Here is a 22,078-nt window from a genome sequence, read left to right as displayed (position 1 = left end):
AATTAACTGGTGCTTCAATTAATAATTCTTAGTTTAAATGTACCAATCTTTTGAACCAGCTAATGGAAGTGATTTCTAATAATTCAAAAAACGAAAAGAATTATCTGTAATTGGTAAAAAATTTAGAGTTATTAAAATCAAAATCAGCACCAGATACAAGTAAAATTAAAGCTGAATCTATACTTAAAAAAATTTATCCTAAGATGCTCTTATAAAACGGCGAAAGAAATAAAGAAACTATCATTTGAGAAAGACGAAAATTGGCTTCAATATAGTATGAATAGTATATAATTTTTTTAAATACCCCAACCATCCTTTATGATTTAAACTTTTATACCGTATCGTTTCTGCGATATGGGTTCTTGTTAGTGTTTCCGAAGCATCTAAAATTGACTATTTTTCTTGCTACTTTTTTAGATAGACAAAAAACCATTTGAATCGTTGTTTATGCATCCTTCTAATCTAGTGCTAAAGTCTTAGTAAGTGTGTCTGTACCTAAATGTTTATCATCTTTATTATAATACCACGCTCGGACTTTTGGCATTTTAATAGTACCCACATTTTCTAATCCGCTTAAAAGGATGTATTCCCCATCATTTTTAGACTCATCATGAAAAAATTGATACACCTCCATAGCATAGCTCGTAGGATCAAAATAGAAATACCAAACATCTTTTCCTACACTTTTATCATACGTAACTTTTAGCATCAAGTATTCTTTACCTTTAAATGTTTTTGTCTGTACTTTAGAATCCAAATGAGTACCAGGATCTTTTAATTTCATTGGAAGACCATATAAATAGAGATAATAGTTCTTCATAAAATTTGCACGCTCACAGCTCAACCGATGTGTCTTCATATCCTCCTCTGATATGGTCGTACTCCCGTTTAACTTTAGTGTGCACTCTTCTTTATCTATGGTTTGTTTAATGATAGTACCCTCTGTTGTGGAAGTGATCTCAAAGTGTTGTTTTGGTAAGTCAATTTCAACCTCACTGAGCCTTTCCCTTCCATCGGGATAACTCATGGTAATAAATAATTTTCCTTGAAATACGCCCCAAAGACCATTTGGATCGTGATAAGCTATAGCATTATCCAACAATTCAGATGCCGAAATATTTTGTGCTTGTGAAGTTTTTATTCCTATTAAGAATACTAATACCATGAAATATTTGCCCATACCTTATTTTTATACCCAAAAGATATATTAAAAACTTGATGTAACATTGATTAGCGCTAAGAATTTCAGTATTGAATTTTAAAACTACAATCCATCCGTTAACTGTTAATGAAGTCGACCTATTTTTAAGAAACACACAAAAAGATTATAGTACTGTTTTGTTTTCATTTGATATATTTCGAAAAAATAGCGATTAGATTTTTAAATTCTTAGACAGGTTTTTTATCAAATCTTAATTATGCTATTCCCCATAGTTACTTTAATATTAGCCAAGCCAACCTTCACGATCTAAACTTCTGTACTGAATGGCTTCTGCAATATGAGTGCCTGTTACAGCTTCCGCTGCATCTAAATCCGCGATGGTTCTTGCTACTTTCAGAATCCTGTCATAGGCTCTAGCAGATAGATTTAAGCGTTCCATGGCATTTTTTAGCAACTGTTTAGAAGCATCATCCATTTTGCAATACTTCCGTATATGTTTGGTATTCATTTGCGCATTGTAGTGTACGTTTTCCATTTCTTGAAAGCGCAGGGTTTGCAATTCTCGAGCCGCAGTTACTCGCTTTCTTATTTCTACACTCCCCTCTCCTTTTCGCTCTTCCGATAATTTATCAAAAGGAACTGGTGTCACTTCAATATGTATATCTATACGGTCTAATAAAGGACCTGATATTTTACTCAAATACCGTTGCATCTCTGCAGGTGAAGAGGTTACTGGAGCATCTGGATCATTAAAGTACCCTCCAGGACTAGGGTTCATACTAGCCACCAACATAAAACTACTCGGGTAGGTTACTGTAAAACGGGCTCTAGAAATGGTCACTTCTCGATCTTCTAAAGGTTGACGCATTACTTCTAAAACGCCTCGTTTAAATTCTGGCAATTCGTCTAAAAATAAAACCCCATTGTGCGATAAGGATATTTCTCCCGGTTGTGGGTATGCTCCTCCGCCCACAAGTGCGACGTCTGAAATAGTATGATGAGGACTCCTAAATGGACGTTGATTCATTAATCCCATATTCTTCGTTTTTCCAACGACACTATGTATTTTAGTAGTTTCTAATGCTTCATGAAGTGTCATGGGAGGTAAAATAGACGGTAATCGTTTTGCTAACATTGTTTTTCCCGCTCCTGGTGGACCTATTAGAATAATATTATGTCCGCCTGCAGCGGCAATTTCCATGCAACGTTTAATACTTTCTTGCCCTTTTACATCGGAGAAATCAAATTCAGGAAAATCTAAAGATTTATAAAACTCTTTACGCGTATCAATAATCGTTTGTTCTAATGGTTTTCCAATATCAAAATATTCAATTACCTCTTTTATATTATCTACGCCATAAACTTCTAAATCACTTACAATGGCAGCCTCCCGTGCATTATCTTTCGGTAGAATAAATCCTTTATATCCTTCTTCCTTCGCTTTTATCGCTATAGGTAAAGCACCCTTTATAGGTTGTAAACTACCATCTAGTGAGATTTCTCCCATGATGATATATTTCTCTATATTATCTGATTTTATTTGTCCAGATGCGGTTAAAATCCCTAATGCTAAGGTTAAGTCATAAGCAGAACCTTCCTTACGTAAATCTGCAGGCGCCATATTAATGGTGAGCTTTTTTCCAGGAATTTTGTATCCATTGTTCTGCAATGCCGCTGCAATTCTATAATTACTCTCTTTTATAGCATTATCGGGTAGCCCTACTAGATGATAGCCAATTCCTTTATCCACGTTGACTTCTACTGTAATAGTTGTAGCTTCTACACCAAAAACTGCACTACCATAAACCTTTGTAAGCATTTAGATTATTTTCCTTAAAAATAGGAAAATAATTAGACATACTTTTATTCTCTATAATTAATCCTCTAAAGGCTTGAAGATTAGAACAGATTCTGCAGAAGATTTAATCTCTTCTTTATTCATCATCATCTTACGAAATTCTCCTTTTACATACATTTTCGCTTGATCTTGATAATGATTGCTTAGCATATTACCCGATTGTCCAGTAGGCAGAATACTTATGCTGTTTTCTATATCTGAAAAATCTATAACTCTACGTGTTGATGGTCCCGATGAAACTTTATAAAGGCCGTCTTCAGTATACGAAAAAGATAAATTATTAATCACTTCTCGAGTACCGTTTACTTCAAAAGGACCTACATTAAAATAACTACGCAAGGCTTCTACCTGTCCAATTGGGTGTGGATGCTCTATAGAATGCACTTTATTCCATGTCCATTCCTGTGTATCTTCTCCAAATGATTTTTCTAAAGCGGCATAAGCCTGTTGAAAAGAGGTATTGACTATTGTTTTTTTAGTTTCTTTTTCGGGAGTAGAAATATCATCCCACCAAATAGATTCTTTTTTTTCTGCCATTGGGGCAATGGTTCTTTTAAAGAAATGCGTTCCCAAAAATGTGGTAAACTGCGCTTCATTTAACTCATCAGCAAAAGTATTTTTTATAAAGAAATAGATCCAACGGTGGTACATTGTAGTTTCTACACTCTCAAGCGTAGCTTCTCCTTTCCAACTTTTCAACTGTGTTATTAAATCCACCTGGTTTTTAGAGAGATTTTCAGTATCCAATTCCTCTATAAGGTTATTCACAATTGTAGGATTTTCGCTTGATGTAACATCGGTAATCATTTTAGCAACATCTTGTTTGCTCCAATCATTTTTAGCATCAATAAGTTGCGTTATCCGCTTTGCTCTATTTTCTGGCAAATAATATCCTGGGTAAATTTTTCCTAAGATAGAATCTGGCTGGTTATTTGCAGAATACACATATTTCCAAGGAGGATTAATAGCATGCGGATTCTCCTTAAAAGCTAAATATTTTATAGGTTCTTGTGCTCCTGTACTCCCTTCTAAAACAAACTTTGTGTTTACACTGTCTGGCATTTGATACAATTTGGCGGTAGCAAACCAAGCTACATTTCCTTTAGCATCTCCATACATAATGTTTAATCCTGGCGCATGAATATCTGCTAATGATTTTTTAAAATCATTCAAACCCTTTGCATGCACAATTCCATTATAGGCTTTTAAGGTTTTGTTTTCAACTTTCGTATAAACCCAAGACATTGCAATAGGTTTATCCCCTACAATTTGATCTGCTATTCCGTTTAATACAGGACCATGAATTGTTTTTTTATAGGTGAACTGAATAGCCTCTGCATCTTTAACTTTTATTGTTTTGGTGATGCTTTCAAAACTCTTCCACTCCCCTTTGTATTTGTACTTACTTTTATCTGTTGGGTGTTCTTCTTCGTAATAAAAATCAACATCATCATTCTCAAACATAGTTAAACCATAGGCCAAATTTTTGTCGTGACCCAATAACGGAAAGGGGACACCTGCTAAATGATACCCATATTTCTCATAAGTAGGGGTGCTTACATGTGCTTCATACCAAACGGAAGGTTGCGAAAACCCAATATGAGGATCATTGGCAAAAATAACGTGTCCGTTTTTTGTTTTTTCAGGAGAAAGCACCCAACTATTACTCCCTTCAAACATAGGTACCGGTAATTTTTCTAGGGCTTGTAACGCTATTTCAGAAACCGTGTTTTTTAAAATTTGTTGGTCCCCCGGATAATTAGAAATAAGGGCTAATGATGGATTTACATCTATTTCTAAATCTTTTAAATATTGAGGTCCCAGTTTCTCTTTAATAGTAGTTAGTAATGGATCGGTCTTATGAGCCATGGCAAAACTAAAAGCCATATAACCAATTGTATTGTAAACGTCCTTTAAAACAAAAGGAGTTTTATCAATCCCAGTTAAATAAAATTCTGCAGGAGTGGGTCCGTTTGCAATAAAGGCATTAACCCCTTCTAAGTATGCCATGGTCAAACGTATACTTTCATCGTTCGTATCTAAATTAGCTACTGTTTCTTCTGAAGCTTCATCTATTCCTAAAGAAATAAGAAACTTATCTGTTGTGATCATATCTTTCCCAAACACTTCAGACAATCGGCCAGGAGCAATTCTACGTAAGAGTTCCATTTGCCATAAACGGTCTTGTGCATGCACATAACCTAAGGTTCTAAAGGCATCCTCTTCTGATTGTCCGTAAATATGTGGAATGCCATACGAATCATAATACACATTCACGGCTGTTTTTAAATTTTTCAACTCTTGCTCCCCATTATAATTTGGCTTCAGGGATAAAATAAAAATAACGATTCCGATTACGACAATTAACAGAAGCGTAATTGTAACTAGAATTAAATTCTTGAGTTTTTTCAAAATTTACGGGAGATTTAATGAATAAATTTAATCTATGATGTCAATCTTTAAAATTATAATAGGCAAGTTGAACAAAAACGGTGTTAAATGGCATAGGGAAGTTATTAAAAATAATTCCTAAAAGTAGCTGCTAAAGACGAGTTTTCATGCTTTATTAAATTCGTTAGCTCCGTAGTTTTCATTTATTATTTTATTTTAAAACCTACTTGGGCTTATTTCTTTTATTTCCATAATTAAGTGACTCAACTTAAAAATTATTTTTTAATTGATGATAATAGTCTGTAATATTTGGTATTATTTTTACAATAACACTAAATCAAACTAAATATAAAAATTAAAGCAAACAAAATTATTCTAAGTCTTACAGCCGGATTACTCTTGGCATCTTGTCAAAAGGATGAGATGAACGTTTCTATAGATGAATCTTTCAATGTGGCAAAAAGTTCTGCGACTAGTAAAAGTAATTCGCCATTAGAAAAATTATCTCCCACAGTTAGTCTGGAGGGCATTGAGGTTTTTAACGATAATCCTTTTACGCTTTCTCAAGTAATTACGCCTAGCGCATGTGCGCCTACATTATTTAATACGGTCATAAATGAATCTGTTTCTAGTAATATCGATGCTTTAGGAGCCGAGTGGTATGACTTATATGCAGAAATGAATTTTTACTATTCCCTAACCGATACTAACGAGCAGTATTTTGGTGCTCATGGAGAATACACCAACCTCGTTGCAAAGATCACTCGAGGTTTAGAAGGTTTTTGGGATATGCCTAACGAAGTTAGTGTTCGTGGGCAACACAATAGCACATTAAATGATTCTGATAAGATCATTGAAATATTAACATTCTGGTATGGTTTACCTGAAGAAGATGCTGCATCTTATGCCGATTATTTTGTAAACTTCATTAATGTTGAAAGTACTTTTTTAATTGAATCTCCTCTTGTCTCTTTTGATGGCTTTGCTATTGCCTTAGACGGCCAATTGGATCAAGGAGATATCATTGTTATTGGTGATGGATTAATAGAACTAGCAGCTGAAGCAGGTGTAGATTCTAAAGTGGTTTGGTCCGGTATTATGGCACATGAATGGGGACATCAAATACAATTTAACAATGGTAATTGGTATCCTAATGGAGCTGCAGATAATGCTCCAGAAGCAACCAGAACTACAGAATTAGAAGCTGATTTCTTTACAGGATATTACTTAACTCATAAAAGAGGAGGAACATACAATTGGAAGAGCACAGAAGAATTCCTAACCTTATTCTTTAATATTGGAGATTGTAGTTTTACAAGTGATGGTCACCACGGAACGCCAGCACAACGTATGGAAGCCGCTAAACAAGGGTATATTTTAGCTCAAAGTGCTAAAAAGAAAGGACATATTTTAGATGCAGAAACTGTACACGAGTCATTTTTAGCAATTCTTGACGCTGTTGTTGGTCAAGAGGAAGATACTAATTTCTTGGCTGTAGCAAAATAGTAGTATCGTCTCTTTACTATTAAAAAAGGGGGATAATTAGCGTGCTAATTATCCCCCTTTTTATTTGCTTTAAATTCCTAAATCTGGCAGGTGTTTTACTTGATGATATTGCAACGCTGCTTTAATACAAGTTTTTAAAGCTTGTGCCGGGATTTCTTCTTCTAGTTTAAAAACCAGCGCTCTATTCCCTTCATAGTTAAATTGATTTGGAAAAACTTTTTTAAATGTAGGTACTAATTGGCTCGTACACTTAAAGTATATGGCATATTGTTCAGGAGTTTTTCTTTTCCAGTCCATACGGATGGTACTCCCTTTCTTAGCAATATAACTTGGTTCTCCCCATTTCAGGGTTTCTTCTAACTCTTGCACGTTCTCAAGTTCATTTGCTGCTTCTAAAATAAGCTCTCTTAGCGCATTTAGCTTGGATTTAATATGATCTGGATACCCCTCAAAAACTAATGCTACTTTTGGATTCTTAAGTAAGATGAGCTGCTCCATTTTATAATGGTTTAAAATTATTTTAAATTATCTAAGCCTTCCTGAAGCCAAATTTTATACGTTTCTATATCTGTATATTGTATGGCCGTATTTAAAACCTCCAATTCAGGGGATAATAATACGTAATAGGGCTGCGATGCCGCATTAAAATTAAGGGTTTGAAAAGTGCCCCACTTTTGCCCTACAGTTTCAATACTTTTTACACGACCAGTTTCATACTTATAATCAAACTGTTCTAATTCTGGCAATGCCTTACGATCATCTATATACAAGGATATTAACACATAATCGTCATTGATAATTTGGAATACCTCAGGATCACTCCACACATTCTCTTCCATTTTACGGCAGTTTACACAAGCCCAGCCCGTAAAATCTAACAAAATAGGTTTGTTTACTTTTTTAGCATAGGCCAATCCATCTTCAAAATCTTTAAAGCAATTGATTCCTAAAGGGCAATCGCTTTCTTGCTCAAAAATGCTATAAAATTCTGGCGGTGGAAATCCACTTAATAATTTTAAATTGGTTGTTTTTGTTAATCCCAATCCTAAGTAAAGTACAAAAGCAGCACTTACAAAAGCGAGCAATTTACGAATACCCGAGAGTTTTTGTTTTGGACCGTCATGAGGAAAACGTAAAATACCAAATAAATATAGTGTCAATAAGATAAACAATACAATCCAAATGCCTATAAAGAGTTCACGCTTTAAAAATCCCCAATTACCCACCAAATCTGCATTTGATAAGAATTTTAATGCTAAAGCTAATTCTAAAAATCCAAGCACTACTTTAACGGTAGTCATCCATCCACCAGATTTAGGTAGAGACTGCAACCATGCAGGGAATAAGGCGAATAATGCAAATGGTAGGGCTAATGCCGTTCCAAACCCTAACATACCCGTAGATAAATTAGTAGCAACATCACCATCTGCTAATGCCGTACTACCTAACAAACCTCCTAAAATTGGACCTGTACACGAAAAAGATACAATAGCTAAAGTTACCGCCATAAAAAAGATTCCTAAAATACCACCTGCTTTAGATGATGCATTATCCATTTTATTAGCCCATGAGCTAGGTAAGGTTAGTTCATAGTATCCAAAGAATGAAAAAGCAAAAAACACAAAAATGATAAAGAAAATAACGTTGAGCCAAATATTGGTCGCTATTGTATTTAGGATTTGAGAATCGACCGAATCAAATAAATGGAACGGTAAACTCAATAAAAAGTAAATCAGAATAATAAAGAAACCATAGAGTATTGCATTGGTAATTCCTTTGCTTTTAGTCCCCGATTGTTTTGTGAAAAAAGATACGGTAAGCGGTATCATTGGAAAAACACATGGTGTAAGTAACGCAATTAATCCGCCTAAAAAACCAAGTCCAAAAATCATCCATAAACTTGAAGCTCCATCGACACTATCGGGAGTCCCTTCGGTTAATTTTTCTTTATTTTTAAGATCCAAAACCAATTCTTCACTTAAAATAACACTGCGTTCATCTACTGTTTTTTCCTCTAAATTTACCGGTCCGCCATCCAAGGCAAAAATAAATTCTTGCTCTCCAGGAATACAGACATCCTTACATACTTGATAATATAAGAGTACATTTACTTGTGTTGTAGCCGGATTTATAAGTTTAATTTTTTGTGTAAAAACAAGCTTCTCTTTAAAATACGTCTCTTCAACTTCAAAAATATCGCTATACTCTGTACTCGTTTCACTTTCTTCTGCTGCTCCTACAAGTTCATACGCTTTGCCATTGCCTTCAAAAACAAATTCACTGGGTTGCGAACCACCTTCTGCGGTATGTTGAGAATAGACATGCCAATCTTTAAAAATATCAGCCTTAATAATTAATTCAAATTCTGTATCAGAAATTTTGTTTAACTCCTGCTCCCACAAAACAGGTTCTTCGTCTGTTTGAGAAAACCCTAAAAAAACATTAAAAAATGTTAGAACAATTAGTATATTTTTAATCATTATGATACGCTAAATTTTAGTATTTGTTTTGTTTTATCTGATACTTTAAACCGATTATCTGCTCTTTTCCCAATGACCCAAAGTATGGCATCTTCACTGCAGAGTAACCACTGCTGTTCTTTTTCGAATTGATTCAGCTTTTCGTCTTTAAAATACTTACTCAATTTTTTAACACCTTTCATTCCAAAAGGATAAAAATAGTCGCCTGTTTTATATTTTCTTACAGTTAATGGAAACTTTATATGTTCCTTATCCACATATAACGTGTTGAAATCTGTATTTGTTATCTTAGAGACCTCTTCAATTTTTAAGGCTAGAGGAGTTTCTAGCGTGCATGTCTCATCTGCAATAAAATAAACACCATCAACTACCGCATTTAATTCTTGTAGGTATAAATTGTCACGATCTTTTAATAAGCGATGGCTAGACGAATGCAATTCTTTACCGCTCATAGCAGTTAACAAATCTATAATTGCTGAAGCATCTGTAAAACCAAACGGTTTAAACAAATGATAGATCGTGGACTTTAACGCATGTAATTTCTGAAGTTCGGCTATAGATATAGTGTACACATTCGTATCGCTTTTAAAAAGAGATTTCCGGACGTCCCTAATGTAATCGTGAAACACACTCGCTGTTTCACTTAAATACTGCTGACTCTGCAGGAAATTATTCAAAAAAGAAGGGTGTAATTCCTTTAGCTGCGGAACAATTTTATGTCTTATTTTATTTCGTAAATATTTTGTTTCCTTATTGCTTTTATCTTCCCGCCAAGAAATAGAAGCCGTATTTGCATAGTTTAAAATCTGTTCTCTTGAAAACGCTAAAAGTGGCCTAGCTATGGTTGCTGTTTTTTCAGGTATTCCTGTTAAACCGTCAATTCCGGTACCTCGTGATAAATTAATCAGAAAAGTTTCCAGACTATCATCAGCGTGGTGCGCAGTAACTAAAGTTGGTATTTCGTGCCTTGATTGCAACTCAGAAAACCAAGCATACCTCAGTTCTCGCGCAGCAATTTGCAAAGATACCTTATGCGTATTCATGTATTTCGTAGTATCAAAACTAGTCACATAAAAAGGCATTTTAAATTCACTCGCAAGAGCTTTCACAAAAGCTTCATCTCCATCACTGTCTGTTCCTCTTAAATTAAAATTACAGTGAGCTAAAGAAAATTTTAGACCTATCGCATTACATAAATGAACTAGTACGATACTATCAATCCCACCACTACAGGCTAATAAAAAATGCTTGTTTTTTAGTTCTGGAAAATGATCGCTGATATGTAGTTTAAATTGTTCTAGCACAGTTACAAAAGTACGTAAGAAAAATGAAGTCTATAGGTCTCTTTCCTCAATTATCTTCAAGTACCTGTCGCATTGCTTTTGCTTTTAGCAAACACTCTTGATATTCATTTTCGGGTGTTGCTTTTGCCGTAATAGCACTACCTACGGAAAACGAGACATATTTTTTGGTTTGGTTGTAAAGAATACTACGGATTACTACATTGAAATCAAAATCTCCTTCAGGGGTAAAATACCCCACGGTACCACTGTACAATCCTCTTTTAAAACACTCTAATTCTTCGATGATTTTCATAGCAGAAACTTTTGGAGCGCCCGTCATGCTTCCCATTGGAAAGCTATCTCTAATAATAGCTACGGGGTTTTTATCCGCATCAACATGGGCAATTACCGTAGAAATCATTTGATGTACCTGATCAAAGGAGTACACTTTACAAAGTTCTTCAACTAAAACTGTGCCTTTGATCGCATTTTTTGACAAGTCATTTCTCACTAAATCAACAATCATGATATTCTCAGCTCTTTCCTTTTCATCTTGAGCCAAAAGAAGTTTAAGCTTGCGATCTTCATCTTGGTTTTTAGAACGTTTTGCAGTCCCTTTTATAGGCTGAGAAATTAGTTTTGAACCCATTTTTTTTAAATACCGCTCTGGGGAAGCACATAAAAGGTATTTATCATCTAACTTTAAAAAAGTAGCAAAAGGAGCCTTAGATATTTTATTTAATTTTTGGTAGACTTTTAAAGGTTCAATGCTATGATTTTCCGCATAGAACTCTTGACAATAATTAGCTTCATAAATAGCTCCATGCTTAATATAATCAAGCATGGTATTCACCCTTTTAAAATAGTCATCTTTAAAAATTCGCATTTTTATATGAATATCTTTTACGGTTTTAGTAGCCTTTTGTTCCGTTGCATTTACGCCTTTTAGTATTTCCTGATAATCTTCTTCAATTTCATCATCAACCATATTTAAATAATCGAACTCTAAAACTTCTCCACAAATTCTAATTATTTTTTTAGGTTGAAAAAAAAACAGGTCCGGAAATTCAACTCCATCAGGATTCGCAGAATTAAGTTGTTCTACGTCATTCTTTAAATCATAGGTTAAATAACCAAAAATCCAATCTTTGGTTTGTTTTTGATACGTCTTTAAATCTTCAAATGCATTTTTATCATCTGTTTTTATAGAGGTCAATGCATCCACTGCAATAAGGGCATCAAAAGAACCATATTTTTGTTTATGGTCGTTACTATCTAGCCAAACAACTTCATAAAATTGTTGTGCCCATTGTAATATCGAATCTTTAAGAAGGAGTGAATTCTTAAAACTATAGGTAACTTTTTTTCGCAATACTTATGATAATTTAGCTAAAAAAATAGACAGTGCTTCTTGATGTTTTTTTGCTAGTTCATCGTCTACAATACCTTTAGATTCCTCAAAATTTTCATTAAATGAAGGAAGTGAAAATGTAGCAACAATCTCTGCTCCAAAACGTGGTAATAAATTTTCAATAGTTTCTAAAGCACTACTACCTCCTCGTTTTCCTGGAGAAGTAGATAGCAATAATATTTTAGTATCCGCTAAAAAATTTTTATCCACTCGAGACAACCAATCCAAAAGATTTTTAAAATAGGAAGAAGGGTTACTATTGTGTTCATTAACGCCTATAATTAACCCCTTCGCGGCTTTAATTTCACTATTTAATTCTACCAAAGAGTTTACAAAACCATTATTTTTCTCTTCATCATAGCTATATAAAGGAAAAGGGAAATTGGCTAAATTTAATACCCGTATGTCATTCCCATCAACTAATCCAGCTGTATATTGAACAAATTTGTAATTTATGGATATAGAAGAGTTACTTCCTGCAAAAGCTAAAACTGTAGACATACGTTTATTTTTTTAGATTATTACAACGAAAATAAAGTAATTAGGGCCAATATGTGTAAAATTTATTTAATTTTGCGGTACTAAACATCTAAAATTACTGTTTAACAGGTATATACAGTAAATTATTTATGAAATGATAAATAAACCGGACAGACTTTACTTTATTGATGCCATGCGTGCGTGGGCAATATTAATGATGCTACAAGGACATTTTGTAGATGGTTTACTGGACAATGCTTTTAGGGATACTTCTAACATGGGGTACACTATTTGGCTGTATTTCAGAGGGATTACTGCACCAGTCTTTTTTACTGTCTCAGGGTTTATATTTACCTATTTATTAACCAAAGGAGATAAAACAGGGTTTAAAAACCCGAGAGTTGCAAAAGGCATTAAGCGTGGTTTACAGCTATTATTTATTGGATACCTTTTGCGCTTGAACTTTTGGGGCTTAATGGTGGGGCAAATTTACGATACCTTTTATTTGGTTGATGTATTGCACTGCATCGGTTTGTCTCTATTGGGAATTATAGCGCTTTATGTTATCACCGAAAAAAGAAAAACACTCTTCCCAATTGCGTTACTTTTAGTTACAGTATTGCTTTTCATATTTGAGCCAAATTACAGCAAATGGGTACACGCCTATTTGCCACAAACTTTTGCAAATTATTTCACCAGAGCAAATGGATCTGTGTTTACAATTTTCCCATGGTTTGGCTATGCGACTTGTGGTGCATTTTTATCTTTAATTTTCGCAAAGTTTAAAAGTGCAAAATACCTATACCCTGTTGCCATAAGTACCGCTATTCTAGTAGGTACTGGTCTATTGTTTGGTTCTTCATCTGTATTTTTATACTTAGCAGAAACTACAAAAATCCAATTGTTTGCAGATATATTCTTCAACAATTACTTATTTATTCGTTTGGGAGATGTACTTCTCGTTTTTGCTGTATTTATGTTGCTAAGGAAACTTATGACAAACAGTACCTTGCTTAAAATGGGGCAAAGCACATTATCTATTTACGTAGTACATTATATTATACTTTATGGAAGTTTTATAGGAGTAGGTTTTTATTATTTCTTCAATCACTCCCTATCTCCAACTGTAATTATTCCAGGCGCAATTGCTTTTATGGTGACTTGTACTTTTTTAGCTTTACAATATGAAAAACGTAAAGTAGTCATTAAAGCTACGATAGCTAGTAAAGTAAAACAGGTTGCTTTAATTCTAGAGCCATGGAGTTCTTTTGCTTTAAAACTGAGTAAGGATCTTTTTGTAAAATTAAGAACGGCTACCCTTAAGTTATTTAGATTGGTTAAAGATTAATACGGTACTTCTCTTGGTATAACAAATTCTATTATCTTCACTCTTTTTTAAAAAAAATTATATGAGTGAAGAGAAATATTCTCCTATTGCAGTAGATTTAGAAAAAGATAAAAATTACGGATGGTGTACTTGCAGCCATAGTAGTAACCAACCATTTTGTGATGGTTCTCACAAAGCACATAACGCAACACCTTCCCTTCGATTTTCTGTAGAAGAAGATAAGAAAGCATATTTGTGTACGTGTAAAAAAACAAGTAACCCTCCGTATTGCGATGGTACGCACAAAAATTTATAGTAGAAAAAAGCCATCTTAACTAGAGATGGCTTTTTTATGATATTCAAATATTAAAGTATAAACAGCTTAGCTTAAGAAAACTGATTAATCTTTATTATTTCTTCCGGTGAAAATGCTAAATTATCTAAGGCTGCTACGTTTTCTTTTAATTGTTGTGAAGAACTAGCTCCAATAAGAACCGATGATACCGTTGGTCTTTTCAATAACCAAGCAATCGCCATTTGCGATAATTTCTGGCCACGTTCCTCCGCTATTTTCGCCAATCCTTTTATTTTTTCAAGATTCTCCTGCACCTGTGTCGTTTCTAGATACGTAAAATTTTTCGCCGCCCTAGAATCCTTTGGAATACCATGTACATATTTATTGGTAAGCATTCCTTGCGCCAGTGGAGAAAAAGCAATGCAACCAACTCCTGCTTCATCTAAAGTATCTAGCAAACCATTTTCTACCCATTTATCAAAAATAGAATACCGTGCTTGGTGCAGTATAAAAGGGACGCTCATCTCTTTCAATAATCTGGCTGCTTCTTTGGTTTCCTCTGGTTGGTAGTTAGAAATCCCTACATAAAGAGCTTTCCCTTGACGTACAATATCTGCTAGCGCACCCATTGTTTCTTCTAGTGGCGTATCTGGATCAGGTCTATGGTGATAAAAAATATCTACATAGTCTACCCCCATTCTCTTTAGACTTTGATCTAAACTGGCGATTAAATATTTACGAGATCCCATATTACCATAAGGACCAGGCCACATATCATACCCCGCTTTGGAAGCTATGAACAACTCATCGCGATACGCTTGAAAATCTTTTTTAAAAATGGTCCCAAAGTTTTCTTCTGCAGACCCGTAAGGAGGTCCATAATTATTAGCCAAATCAAAATGAGTAATTCCCAAATCGAAAGCCGTTCTTAAAACTTCGCGTCCGTTTTGAATGTTATCTACAAAACCAAAATTATGCCATAAACCTAAAGATATTGCTGGAAGCAAAACTCCACTTTTTCCTGCACGATTGTAGGTCATGGAAGTATACCTATCAGAATGCGCTTGGTAGTTTTCTATTCCTGTTTTGTCATTTATCTGCATCTATGAGATTTTAAATATTCCTTACTATTATTTTTCATTTATATGAACGCAACCCTCTTTTAAAGAAATTAAGCACTTTATTAAAAATAAAAAAGCCTATCAAATTTAAATACTGATAAAACGAGTATATAAATTTTGATAGGCCTATATGAATTCTATTTTAGATTACACGTGTAGCGCTCTATCTTCAGTCGCTGCCAGAGCAGCTTCTTTTACCGCTTCAGCATAGGTTGGATGTGCGTGACTCATTCTAGCGATATCTTCAGCAGAAGCTCTAAACTCCATTGCTGTTACGCCTTCTGCTATTAAATCTGCAACACGAGCACCAATCATATGAACTCCTAAAACTTCATCTGTCTTTTTGTCTGCAAGAATTTTTACAAATCCGTCGGTATCCCCACTAGCCCTAGAACGTCCTAAAGCACGCATAGGAAAAGAACCAGATTTATATTCAATACCCGCCTCTTTTAATTGCTCTTCTGTTTGCCCTACTGCTGCAACTTCTGGCCATGTGTAAACAACACCTGGAATTAAGTTGTAATCAATGTGAGGTTTTTGTCCTGCCAAAATTTCAGCAACTAAAGTCCCCTCTTCTTCCGCTTTGTGCGCAAGCATTGCACCTTTAATTACATCACCAATAGCATAAATATTAGAAACATTGGTTTGTAAATGCTCATTTACAGCTACTCTACCTCTTTCTTCTAATTTTACGCCAGCCGCTTCAAGATTTAATCCATCGGTATAGGCATGACGACCTACTGCAACTAAACAATAATCTCCAGTGAAGGTAATTTCTTCTCCCTTTTTATTATCCGCTTTTACGATAACTTCATCTCCTTTACGTTCTACAGATTTTACTTTGTGAGAAAGTTGGAATTTTATTTTTTGCTTCTTCAATACTTTCATTAATTCTTTAGATAACGCACCATCCATCCCTGGAATAATACGATCCATAAATTCAACAACAGTAACTTCTGCTCCTAGTCTTTTATATACTTGCCCTAATTCTAGTCCAATTACACCACCACCGATAACAATCATGTGTTTTGGCACTTCTTTTAGCTTAAGCGCTTCTGTAGAGGTAATAACACGCTCTTTATCTAATTTGATGAAGGGTAGGCTTGATGGCTTAGAACCTGTAGCAATAATAGTATTTTTTGCTTCTATAGTTTCTGAAGTTCCATCTGCTTTAGCAATAACAATATGCGTAGCGTCTTTAAAACTTCCTGTACCTGTAAATACATCAATTTTATTTTTATCCATCAAAAACTCAATCCCTTTTGTTGTCATATCAACAACACCTTGCTTGCGAGATATCATCTTTTCTAGATTCAATTTTATGTCTCCAGAAATCTCAATTCCATGCTCTTCAAAATGTTTTATAGCATCTTCATAGTGATGCGAAGAATCTAATAATGCCTTAGAAGGAATACATCCTACATTTAAGCAAGTTCCTCCCAAAGTGCTATATTTTTCAATAATTGCAGTTTTCATTCCTAATTGCGCACAGCGAATAGCTGCAACATATCCACCTGGACCTGAACCAATAATGGCTACATCGTATAAACTCATAATTTTGAATTAAATTTTTATAAACATAACAAAATTAGCACTAATTTCTGGTATAGAAGCCTTCAAAGCCCTAAACTTCTGTTATAATAAACTACTATATAGCAATTGCTGTGGTATGCTTAACTTCTGTAATCACAAATGAACTTTGCGTACTTCCAATATGACTAATGGCTGTTAATTTAGAAACCATAAAACTTCTATACTCCTCCATATTGGTGACATGTACTTTTAAAATATAGTCATAATCCCCACTGATATGATAACACTCTACGACCTCTTTTAATTTTACTACTTCCTTTTCAAAATCGGTAACATAGTCTTTTGTATGCTGTGCTAATTTTACATGACAAAGCACTGTAAACTCTTTGTTTACTGTTTTCTTATTGACTATTGCTACATACTTAGCTATAGCGCCATGTTTTTCTAAACGTTTAATACGCTCATAAACCGCTGTTACAGATAGATTTAAGCTATTTGCATACTCTTTAGTGGTTTTTTTACTGTTCGCCTGAAGCAGGTTAAGCAGTTGAGTATCAATTTTATCTAATTTCATTCTGACAAATTTTCACTATTTATAGCTCATACATGAATATAACAAACTATAAATCTACAAAATATATCATATATAGTTTTATAATCTATACATCTAAGTATTCATTGATATATTTTAACAATATAGGTATTTTTAAGGAAGATTAAAGTGTTGATATATCCGCCGATTCAGTTTTTATGTTTGTTGATGTCTGGATTGGCGGATTACCCTTTTTATTAATTTAATATACTATTCGCTATGGATTACAAGGCTGCAGATAATTTACAAGATTTACAATTTTTCGGAGAATTTGGAGGTGTAAACCCTTCTATATCAGATTCCTCTACCTATACATTTATGGCTGCCAAAACCATGTTTGATACGTTTGAAGGAAATACGGAAGGCTGCTATCTTTACAGCAGACACTCCACACCTTCTAACCTATACTTAGGAGAAGCTTTAGCCGCCTTAGAAGGAACCGAAACAGCTAATGTGTATGCTAGTGGAATGGGTGCTATTACCTCCGTAATCTTGCAACTATGTGATGCAGATGACCACATTGTAAGTAGCAGAACTATTTACGGTGGTACCTATGCGTTCATGAAAAATTTTCTTAAAAAATTCAACATAAAAACCTCCTTTGTAGACACCACTAGTCTTGATGCTGTAGAAAAAGCAATCACCCCTAAAACAAAAATGATTTATTGCGAAGCGGTGAGTAACCCTTTATTAGAAGTGGCAGATATTGCAGCGCTCTCCAAATTGGCAAAAAAATATAATTTACCTCTAATTGTAGACAACACCTTCTCTCCTCTAGCCATTACACCTGGTAAGTTAGGTGCAGATGTGGTGATTCATAGTTTAACAAAATTTATTAATGGTACTAGTGATTGTGTTGCTGGTGTCGTATGTGGTACTGTAGATTTCTGTACGAGTTTAAAAGATGTAAACAGCGGTGCTGCGATGTTATTAGGAAGCACCTTAGATAGTTTACGAGCTTCTTCTATTTTAAAAAACATGCGGACTTTGCACATCAGAATGAAAAAACATGCTGAAAACGCACAGTATTTGGCAGATAAATTTCAAGAAGACGGATTAGTAGTTTCTTACCCCGGCTTACCATCTCATCCTGGTCATGAAATTATGAACAAACAAAGGAATAAAGATTTTGGTTATGGCGGGTTACTTACTTTAAATGTAGGGAGTTTAGACAATGCCAATAATTTGATGGAATTAATGCAGAAAAAGAATTTGGGATATTTAGCCGTTAGTCTTGGCTTTTACAAAACCCTCTTTAGTGCACCTGGAACATCTACATCTTCCGAAATTCCTATGGATGAACAGAAAGAAATGGGACTTGGTGAAGGTTTAATCCGCTTTTCTATTGGTTTAGATGATGATATAGCCCGCACCTATAAAATTATGAAAGCATGCATGGAAGAGTTAGGTATTCTGAGCACAGAACATGTAAGCGCATAAAATACCGTATAACACACTTGCAGGAATAGCGCCAAAATCGTATTATTACGGAATAACAAATCACATTTTTAATGCAAAATCAAAGCTTGAATCCTTCGGGGCCTGAAAATGAACACATTGTAGAAAATAAAGAGTTGAGCATTTGGGAAGCTCTAATTCCAGTATTCATTTTGGTAGGCATGTTGGCGTACAACGTATTTGTTTTTGGTGATGATGCACTAAGTGGCTCTAACCAATTTATTTTGTTATTAGGAGGTGCCGTCGCAGCTATTGTAGGTTTTTTTAATAAGGTTAGCTATGAGCAGATGATGGCTGAAGTTGCCGAAAATCTAAAATCAACTTCAGGAGCCCTTCTTATTTTATTAATGGTAGGTGCTCTTTCCGGTACCTGGCTCGTGAGTGGTATTATTCCATCGATGATTTATTACGGATTACAGGTATTAAATCCTACAATCTTTTTAGCCGCTTGTGTGGTTATCTGTTCTATCATATCGGTAGCAACGGGTAGTTCTTGGACTACTTCTGCAACCGTAGGTATCGCACTTATTGGTATTGGTAACACTCTAGGAATTCCTTTAGGGATGACCGCTGGAGCCATACTTTCAGGAGCTTACTTTGGAGATAAAATGTCTCCTTTAAGTGATACCACTAACTTGGCACCCGCTATGGCCGGAGGAGAGTTATTTACGCATATTAAATATATGTTTTACACCACCATACCTACTATAACTGTTACACTTATAGTCTTTATAATTCTGGGGTTCACTATAGACACAACAGGAACAGCAGATACAGCATCTATTTTAAATTCAATTGATGCTACTTTTAATATCACCGGATGGCTTTTTCTTGTTCCCGTTGTAGTTATCTTATTAATTTTAAAAAAAGCTCCTCCCCTTTTAGCTTTATTAATAGGAACTTTGTTAGGTGGAATTTTTGCTATTATTTTTCAGCCCGAAATTGTGATGAATCTTACAAATGCAGCCTCATTAACTTTTGAGTCCGCTTACAAAGGTATTTTAAATGCCATCACTGTAAAAACAACTATTACAACAGAGAATGCTGTTTTGAGTGATTTGTTTACCTCAAATGGAATGGCGGGTATGCTAGGGACTATTTGGCTCATTATTTGCGCCATGGTTTTTGGTGGTATTATGGATGGGATTGGTGCTCTAGCAAGAATAAGCAGATCTTTATTAAGCTTAGCGCAATCTACTTTTAGTTTATTTGCCAGTACGGTAGCAAGCTGTATTGCGTTAAACGTAACAGCATCAGATCAATACTTAGCAATAGTAGTCCCTGGAAAAATGTTTGCCAAAGCATATAAAGACAAAGGTTTAGCACCTGAAAACTTAAGTAGAACGCTGGAAGATTCTGGTACGGTAACTTCGGTATTAATTCCTTGGAATACCTGTGGCGCTTACCACAGTAGTGTTTTAGGAGTTCCTGTAGTAGATTACTTAGTCTTTGCCGTATTCAACTGGTTAAGTCCTATCATGACCTTAATATTTGCTGGTTTAAACATCAAAATCAAGCGATTGGTTACTGGAGAGAAGAAAGAAATCACTACAAAATAAGAATACTTAAAAAACAATTAAAATAGGTTTCTATGATAATCACTACATATGGAGCCTTTTATTTCTAATATCGTAAAATACTACCCCTAAAAATATCAAGTTCACAGCATTTGTTGGATGTCATTTCCATCATCAATAAATAGTATAGACCTATCAATTTTTTAAATATTTATTACGCCTATTCTCCTTTTCTAATCTTAATTTTACAGTAGCTAATAACACTAAAAATTATATAGAATATGTCAATAGTAGGTAAAAAGTTTCCAAGTTTAAGCGTAAATGCAATGAATGATTTAGGAGACACTTTTAAAATAAATGTTTTAGAGGAAGCTCAAAAAAATAACAAGAAAGTTGTTCTTTTCTGGTACCCAAAAGATTTTACTTTTGTTTGCCCTACAGAATTACATGCTTTTCAAGCTGCACTAGGAGAATTTGAAAAAAGAAATACTATCGTTATTGGTGCTTCTTGTGATACACCTGAAGTACACTTTGCATGGTTAAGTACTGCAAAAGATAATGGAGGAATTGAAGGAGTAACGTATCCAATATTAGCAGATAGCAACAGAAATTTATCGTCTACATTAGGAATTTTAGATATTACTAACGAGCAATACAATGATGAAACAGGTGTTGTTACTGTTGAAGGTGATAATGTAACGTACAGAGCCACTTATTTAATTGATGAAGAAGGTACTGTATTCCATGAAGGGGTTAACCACATGCCAGTAGGTAGAAATGTAAATGAATTTTTACGTTTGATTGATGCGTATACGCACGTACAGAAAAATGGCGAAGTTTGTCCTGCAAACTGGGAAGAAGGTAAAGATGCTATGCAAGCAAATGCTAAAGGAACTAAAGAATATTTAGCAAGTCACATTAACTAAATTTAAGGACCCCATTACTTTTTGTAATGGGGTTAATTTCTAAATTAACTACTTATGATTTTAGAATTAGAACAAGATAATTTACAAGAAATTATTGATCAAAACGAAAATGTAGTCGTTCAGTATTCTGCTACTTGGTGTGGCAATTGCCGTATTATGAAGCCTAAATTTAAAAAAGAGGCTTCAACAAATGAAAATATAACTTTTGTAATTGCTGATGCTGAAAAATTTCCAGAATCTAGAAAATTAGCGAATGTGGATAACCTTCCAACATTTGCGGCCTTCTCTGGTGGGAAATTAAAAAATCAAGTGCAAACAAATAAGTATGAAGTATTAAAAGATTTGATCGGTGAAATTACCAGTAATTAAACATTTAACGAACTTCATCCAGGAGAATGATGAAGATTACGTACACGAAACAATAGAAACACTTGAAGCACTAACTGAAGTTTCTTCTTTAAAAGATGAAGAACTTGATGTCATTGGAGAATTAATCTCTAATATGTATGGTGCCCTTGAAGTACACAAAGCCGTTAAAAGCGGAGCCACTCAAAAAGAAGCTTTAAATGGTTTCATGCAAAGAGTGATGGGTTCCATTGATAAATAATAAACCCAATTGAAATTTTAAAGTCCATTTGTACTCCGAATGGACTTTTTTTTATTTAAAATTTTTCAAAGCGAATTTTAACATTTGAAAGATATATTTTATAATTTCACACAGAATTAAACACAAACATA

General features: G+C 34.4%; 19 protein-coding genes. 8 read left to right on the top strand and 11 right to left on the bottom strand.

Annotated elements, in window-relative coordinates:
- Positions 1–457: 457 nt before the first annotated feature.
- From GQR94_RS18680 to GQR94_RS18670, 3 genes are all read right to left on the bottom strand, one after another.
- Positions 458–1,180 (bottom strand): DUF6503 family protein, encoded by a 723-nt coding sequence (locus GQR94_RS18680; protein ID WP_158978099.1) that lies wholly within the window; start codon positions 1,178–1,180, stop codon positions 458–460.
- A 265-nt stretch (positions 1,181–1,445) separates the two neighbouring features.
- Positions 1,446–2,981: a YifB family Mg chelatase-like AAA ATPase gene (locus tag GQR94_RS18675; RefSeq protein ID WP_158978097.1), complete on the bottom strand. Its 1,536-nt coding sequence runs from the start codon at positions 2,979–2,981 to the stop codon at positions 1,446–1,448.
- 57 nt (positions 2,982–3,038) lie between these two features.
- On the bottom strand, positions 3,039–5,432 hold the full coding sequence (locus tag GQR94_RS18670; protein WP_158978095.1) for a penicillin acylase family protein: 2,394 nt from the start codon (positions 5,430–5,432) through the stop codon (positions 3,039–3,041).
- A 402-nt stretch (positions 5,433–5,834) separates the two neighbouring features.
- Here GQR94_RS18670 and GQR94_RS18665 point away from each other — a divergent pair, with 402 nt between their 5' ends.
- Positions 5,835–6,917 (top strand): hypothetical protein, encoded by a 1,083-nt coding sequence (locus GQR94_RS18665; RefSeq protein WP_158978093.1) that lies wholly within the window; start codon positions 5,835–5,837, stop codon positions 6,915–6,917.
- 69 nt (positions 6,918–6,986) lie between these two features.
- On the opposite strand, the gene GQR94_RS18660 is transcribed toward GQR94_RS18665, so the two are convergent.
- Genes GQR94_RS18660 through GQR94_RS18640 form a run of 5 tightly spaced genes read right to left on the bottom strand, consistent with a single transcriptional unit; the run spans position 6,987 to position 12,592 of the window.
- Positions 6,987–7,415 carry a DUF1801 domain-containing protein gene (locus GQR94_RS18660; protein ID WP_158978091.1) on the bottom strand — a complete coding sequence of 143 codons (429 nt, stop codon included), beginning with the start codon at positions 7,413–7,415 and terminating at the stop codon, positions 6,987–6,989.
- A gap of 17 nt (positions 7,416–7,432) precedes the next feature.
- Complete coding sequence (locus GQR94_RS18655; protein ID WP_158978089.1) at positions 7,433–9,397, bottom strand: thioredoxin family protein; 1,965 nt, start codon at positions 9,395–9,397, stop codon at positions 7,433–7,435.
- Positions 9,397–10,701, bottom strand: a complete 1,305-nt coding sequence (gene tilS, locus GQR94_RS18650; protein ID WP_158978087.1) for a tRNA lysidine(34) synthetase TilS — start codon at positions 10,699–10,701, stop codon at positions 9,397–9,399. Before tilS ends, GQR94_RS18655 begins: the two co-directional genes overlap by 1 nt.
- Before the next feature lie 46 nt (positions 10,702–10,747).
- Positions 10,748–12,052 (bottom strand): anthranilate synthase component I family protein, encoded by a 1,305-nt coding sequence (locus GQR94_RS18645; protein WP_158978086.1) that lies wholly within the window; start codon positions 12,050–12,052, stop codon positions 10,748–10,750.
- A gap of 3 nt (positions 12,053–12,055) precedes the next feature.
- Complete coding sequence (locus GQR94_RS18640; RefSeq protein WP_158978084.1) at positions 12,056–12,592, bottom strand: NADPH-dependent FMN reductase; 537 nt, start codon at positions 12,590–12,592, stop codon at positions 12,056–12,058.
- A gap of 133 nt (positions 12,593–12,725) precedes the next feature.
- On the opposite strand from GQR94_RS18640, the gene GQR94_RS18635 reads away from it, so the two are divergent.
- Together GQR94_RS18635 and GQR94_RS18630 are read left to right on the top strand one after the other, a co-directional pair.
- Positions 12,726–13,919 carry a heparan-alpha-glucosaminide N-acetyltransferase domain-containing protein gene (locus GQR94_RS18635; protein ID WP_158978082.1) on the top strand — a complete coding sequence of 398 codons (1,194 nt, stop codon included), beginning with the start codon at positions 12,726–12,728 and terminating at the stop codon, positions 13,917–13,919.
- Positions 13,920–13,980: 61 nt separating this feature from the next.
- The gene (locus tag GQR94_RS18630) at positions 13,981–14,214 is read left to right on the top strand and encodes a CDGSH iron-sulfur domain-containing protein (RefSeq protein WP_158978080.1); all 234 of its coding nucleotides are present in this window, start codon (positions 13,981–13,983) and stop codon (positions 14,212–14,214) included.
- A gap of 71 nt (positions 14,215–14,285) precedes the next feature.
- On the opposite strand, the gene mgrA is transcribed toward GQR94_RS18630, so the two are convergent.
- The 3 genes from mgrA to GQR94_RS18615 all read right to left on the bottom strand — a co-directional run bounded on the left by mgrA (position 14,286) and on the right by GQR94_RS18615 (position 17,421).
- Positions 14,286–15,296, bottom strand: a complete 1,011-nt coding sequence (mgrA, locus tag GQR94_RS18625) for an L-glyceraldehyde 3-phosphate reductase (RefSeq protein ID WP_158978077.1) — start codon at positions 15,294–15,296, stop codon at positions 14,286–14,288.
- A 165-nt stretch (positions 15,297–15,461) separates the two neighbouring features.
- Positions 15,462–16,868, bottom strand: coding sequence for a dihydrolipoyl dehydrogenase (gene lpdA, locus GQR94_RS18620; RefSeq protein WP_158978075.1), 1,407 nt, complete (start codon positions 16,866–16,868; stop codon positions 15,462–15,464).
- Between the two features lie 94 nt (positions 16,869–16,962).
- On the bottom strand, positions 16,963–17,421 hold the full coding sequence (locus GQR94_RS18615; RefSeq protein ID WP_158978073.1) for an Lrp/AsnC family transcriptional regulator: 459 nt from the start codon (positions 17,419–17,421) through the stop codon (positions 16,963–16,965).
- A gap of 237 nt (positions 17,422–17,658) precedes the next feature.
- On the opposite strand from GQR94_RS18615, the gene GQR94_RS18610 reads away from it, so the two are divergent.
- The 5 genes from GQR94_RS18610 (at position 17,659) to GQR94_RS18590 (ending at position 21,947) form a co-directional block, all read left to right on the top strand.
- Positions 17,659–18,879, top strand: a complete 1,221-nt coding sequence (locus GQR94_RS18610; protein WP_158978071.1) for an aminotransferase class I/II-fold pyridoxal phosphate-dependent enzyme — start codon at positions 17,659–17,661, stop codon at positions 18,877–18,879.
- Between the two features lie 71 nt (positions 18,880–18,950).
- Positions 18,951–20,456 (top strand): Na+/H+ antiporter NhaC, encoded by a 1,506-nt coding sequence (nhaC, locus tag GQR94_RS18605; protein WP_158978049.1) that lies wholly within the window; start codon positions 18,951–18,953, stop codon positions 20,454–20,456.
- Positions 20,457–20,695: 239 nt separating this feature from the next.
- On the top strand, positions 20,696–21,340 hold the full coding sequence (locus GQR94_RS18600; protein ID WP_158978047.1) for a peroxiredoxin: 645 nt from the start codon (positions 20,696–20,698) through the stop codon (positions 21,338–21,340).
- A gap of 54 nt (positions 21,341–21,394) precedes the next feature.
- Entirely contained in the window at positions 21,395–21,709 is a 315-nt protein-coding gene (locus GQR94_RS18595) for a co-chaperone YbbN (RefSeq protein ID WP_158978045.1), read from the top strand.
- Positions 21,690–21,947 (top strand): hypothetical protein, encoded by a 258-nt coding sequence (locus GQR94_RS18590; RefSeq protein WP_158978043.1) that lies wholly within the window; start codon positions 21,690–21,692, stop codon positions 21,945–21,947. Before GQR94_RS18595 ends, GQR94_RS18590 begins: the two co-directional genes overlap by 20 nt.
- Positions 21,948–22,078 lie beyond the last annotated feature (131 nt).

The organism is Cellulophaga sp. L1A9 (assembly GCF_009797025.1).
In the GTDB taxonomy this organism is placed as follows: Bacteria; Bacteroidota; Bacteroidia; order Flavobacteriales; family Flavobacteriaceae; genus Cellulophaga.
Note: the sequence above shows the minus strand (reverse complement) of the source record. Positions and strands in the feature narration are given on the sequence as shown.

Coding starts and splice junctions, on each gene's coding strand:
- GQR94_RS18680 (WP_158978099.1), bottom strand. CDS start 1,180: ATGGGCAAATATTTCATGGTATTAGTATTCTTAATAGGAATAAAAACT.
- GQR94_RS18675 (WP_158978097.1), bottom strand. CDS start 2,981: ATGCTTACAAAGGTTTATGGTAGTGCAGTTTTTGGTGTAGAAGCTACA.
- GQR94_RS18665 (WP_158978093.1), top strand. CDS start 5,835: ATGAACGTTTCTATAGATGAATCTTTCAATGTGGCAAAAAGTTCTGCG.
- GQR94_RS18660 (WP_158978091.1), bottom strand. CDS start 7,415: ATGGAGCAGCTCATCTTACTTAAGAATCCAAAAGTAGCATTAGTTTTT.
- GQR94_RS18655 (WP_158978089.1), bottom strand. CDS start 9,397: ATGATTAAAAATATACTAATTGTTCTAACATTTTTTAATGTTTTTTTA.
- GQR94_RS18640 (WP_158978084.1), bottom strand. CDS start 12,592: ATGTCTACAGTTTTAGCTTTTGCAGGAAGTAACTCTTCTATATCCATA.
- GQR94_RS18635 (WP_158978082.1), top strand. CDS start 12,726: ATGATAAATAAACCGGACAGACTTTACTTTATTGATGCCATGCGTGCG.
- GQR94_RS18630 (WP_158978080.1), top strand. CDS start 13,981: ATGAGTGAAGAGAAATATTCTCCTATTGCAGTAGATTTAGAAAAAGAT.
- mgrA (WP_158978077.1), bottom strand. CDS start 15,296: ATGCAGATAAATGACAAAACAGGAATAGAAAACTACCAAGCGCATTCT.
- lpdA (WP_158978075.1), bottom strand. CDS start 16,868: ATGAGTTTATACGATGTAGCCATTATTGGTTCAGGTCCAGGTGGATAT.
- GQR94_RS18615 (WP_158978073.1), bottom strand. CDS start 17,421: ATGAAATTAGATAAAATTGATACTCAACTGCTTAACCTGCTTCAGGCG.
- GQR94_RS18610 (WP_158978071.1), top strand. CDS start 17,659: ATGGATTACAAGGCTGCAGATAATTTACAAGATTTACAATTTTTCGGA.
- nhaC (WP_158978049.1), top strand. CDS start 18,951: ATGCAAAATCAAAGCTTGAATCCTTCGGGGCCTGAAAATGAACACATT.
- GQR94_RS18600 (WP_158978047.1), top strand. CDS start 20,696: ATGTCAATAGTAGGTAAAAAGTTTCCAAGTTTAAGCGTAAATGCAATG.
- GQR94_RS18595 (WP_158978045.1), top strand. CDS start 21,395: ATGATTTTAGAATTAGAACAAGATAATTTACAAGAAATTATTGATCAA.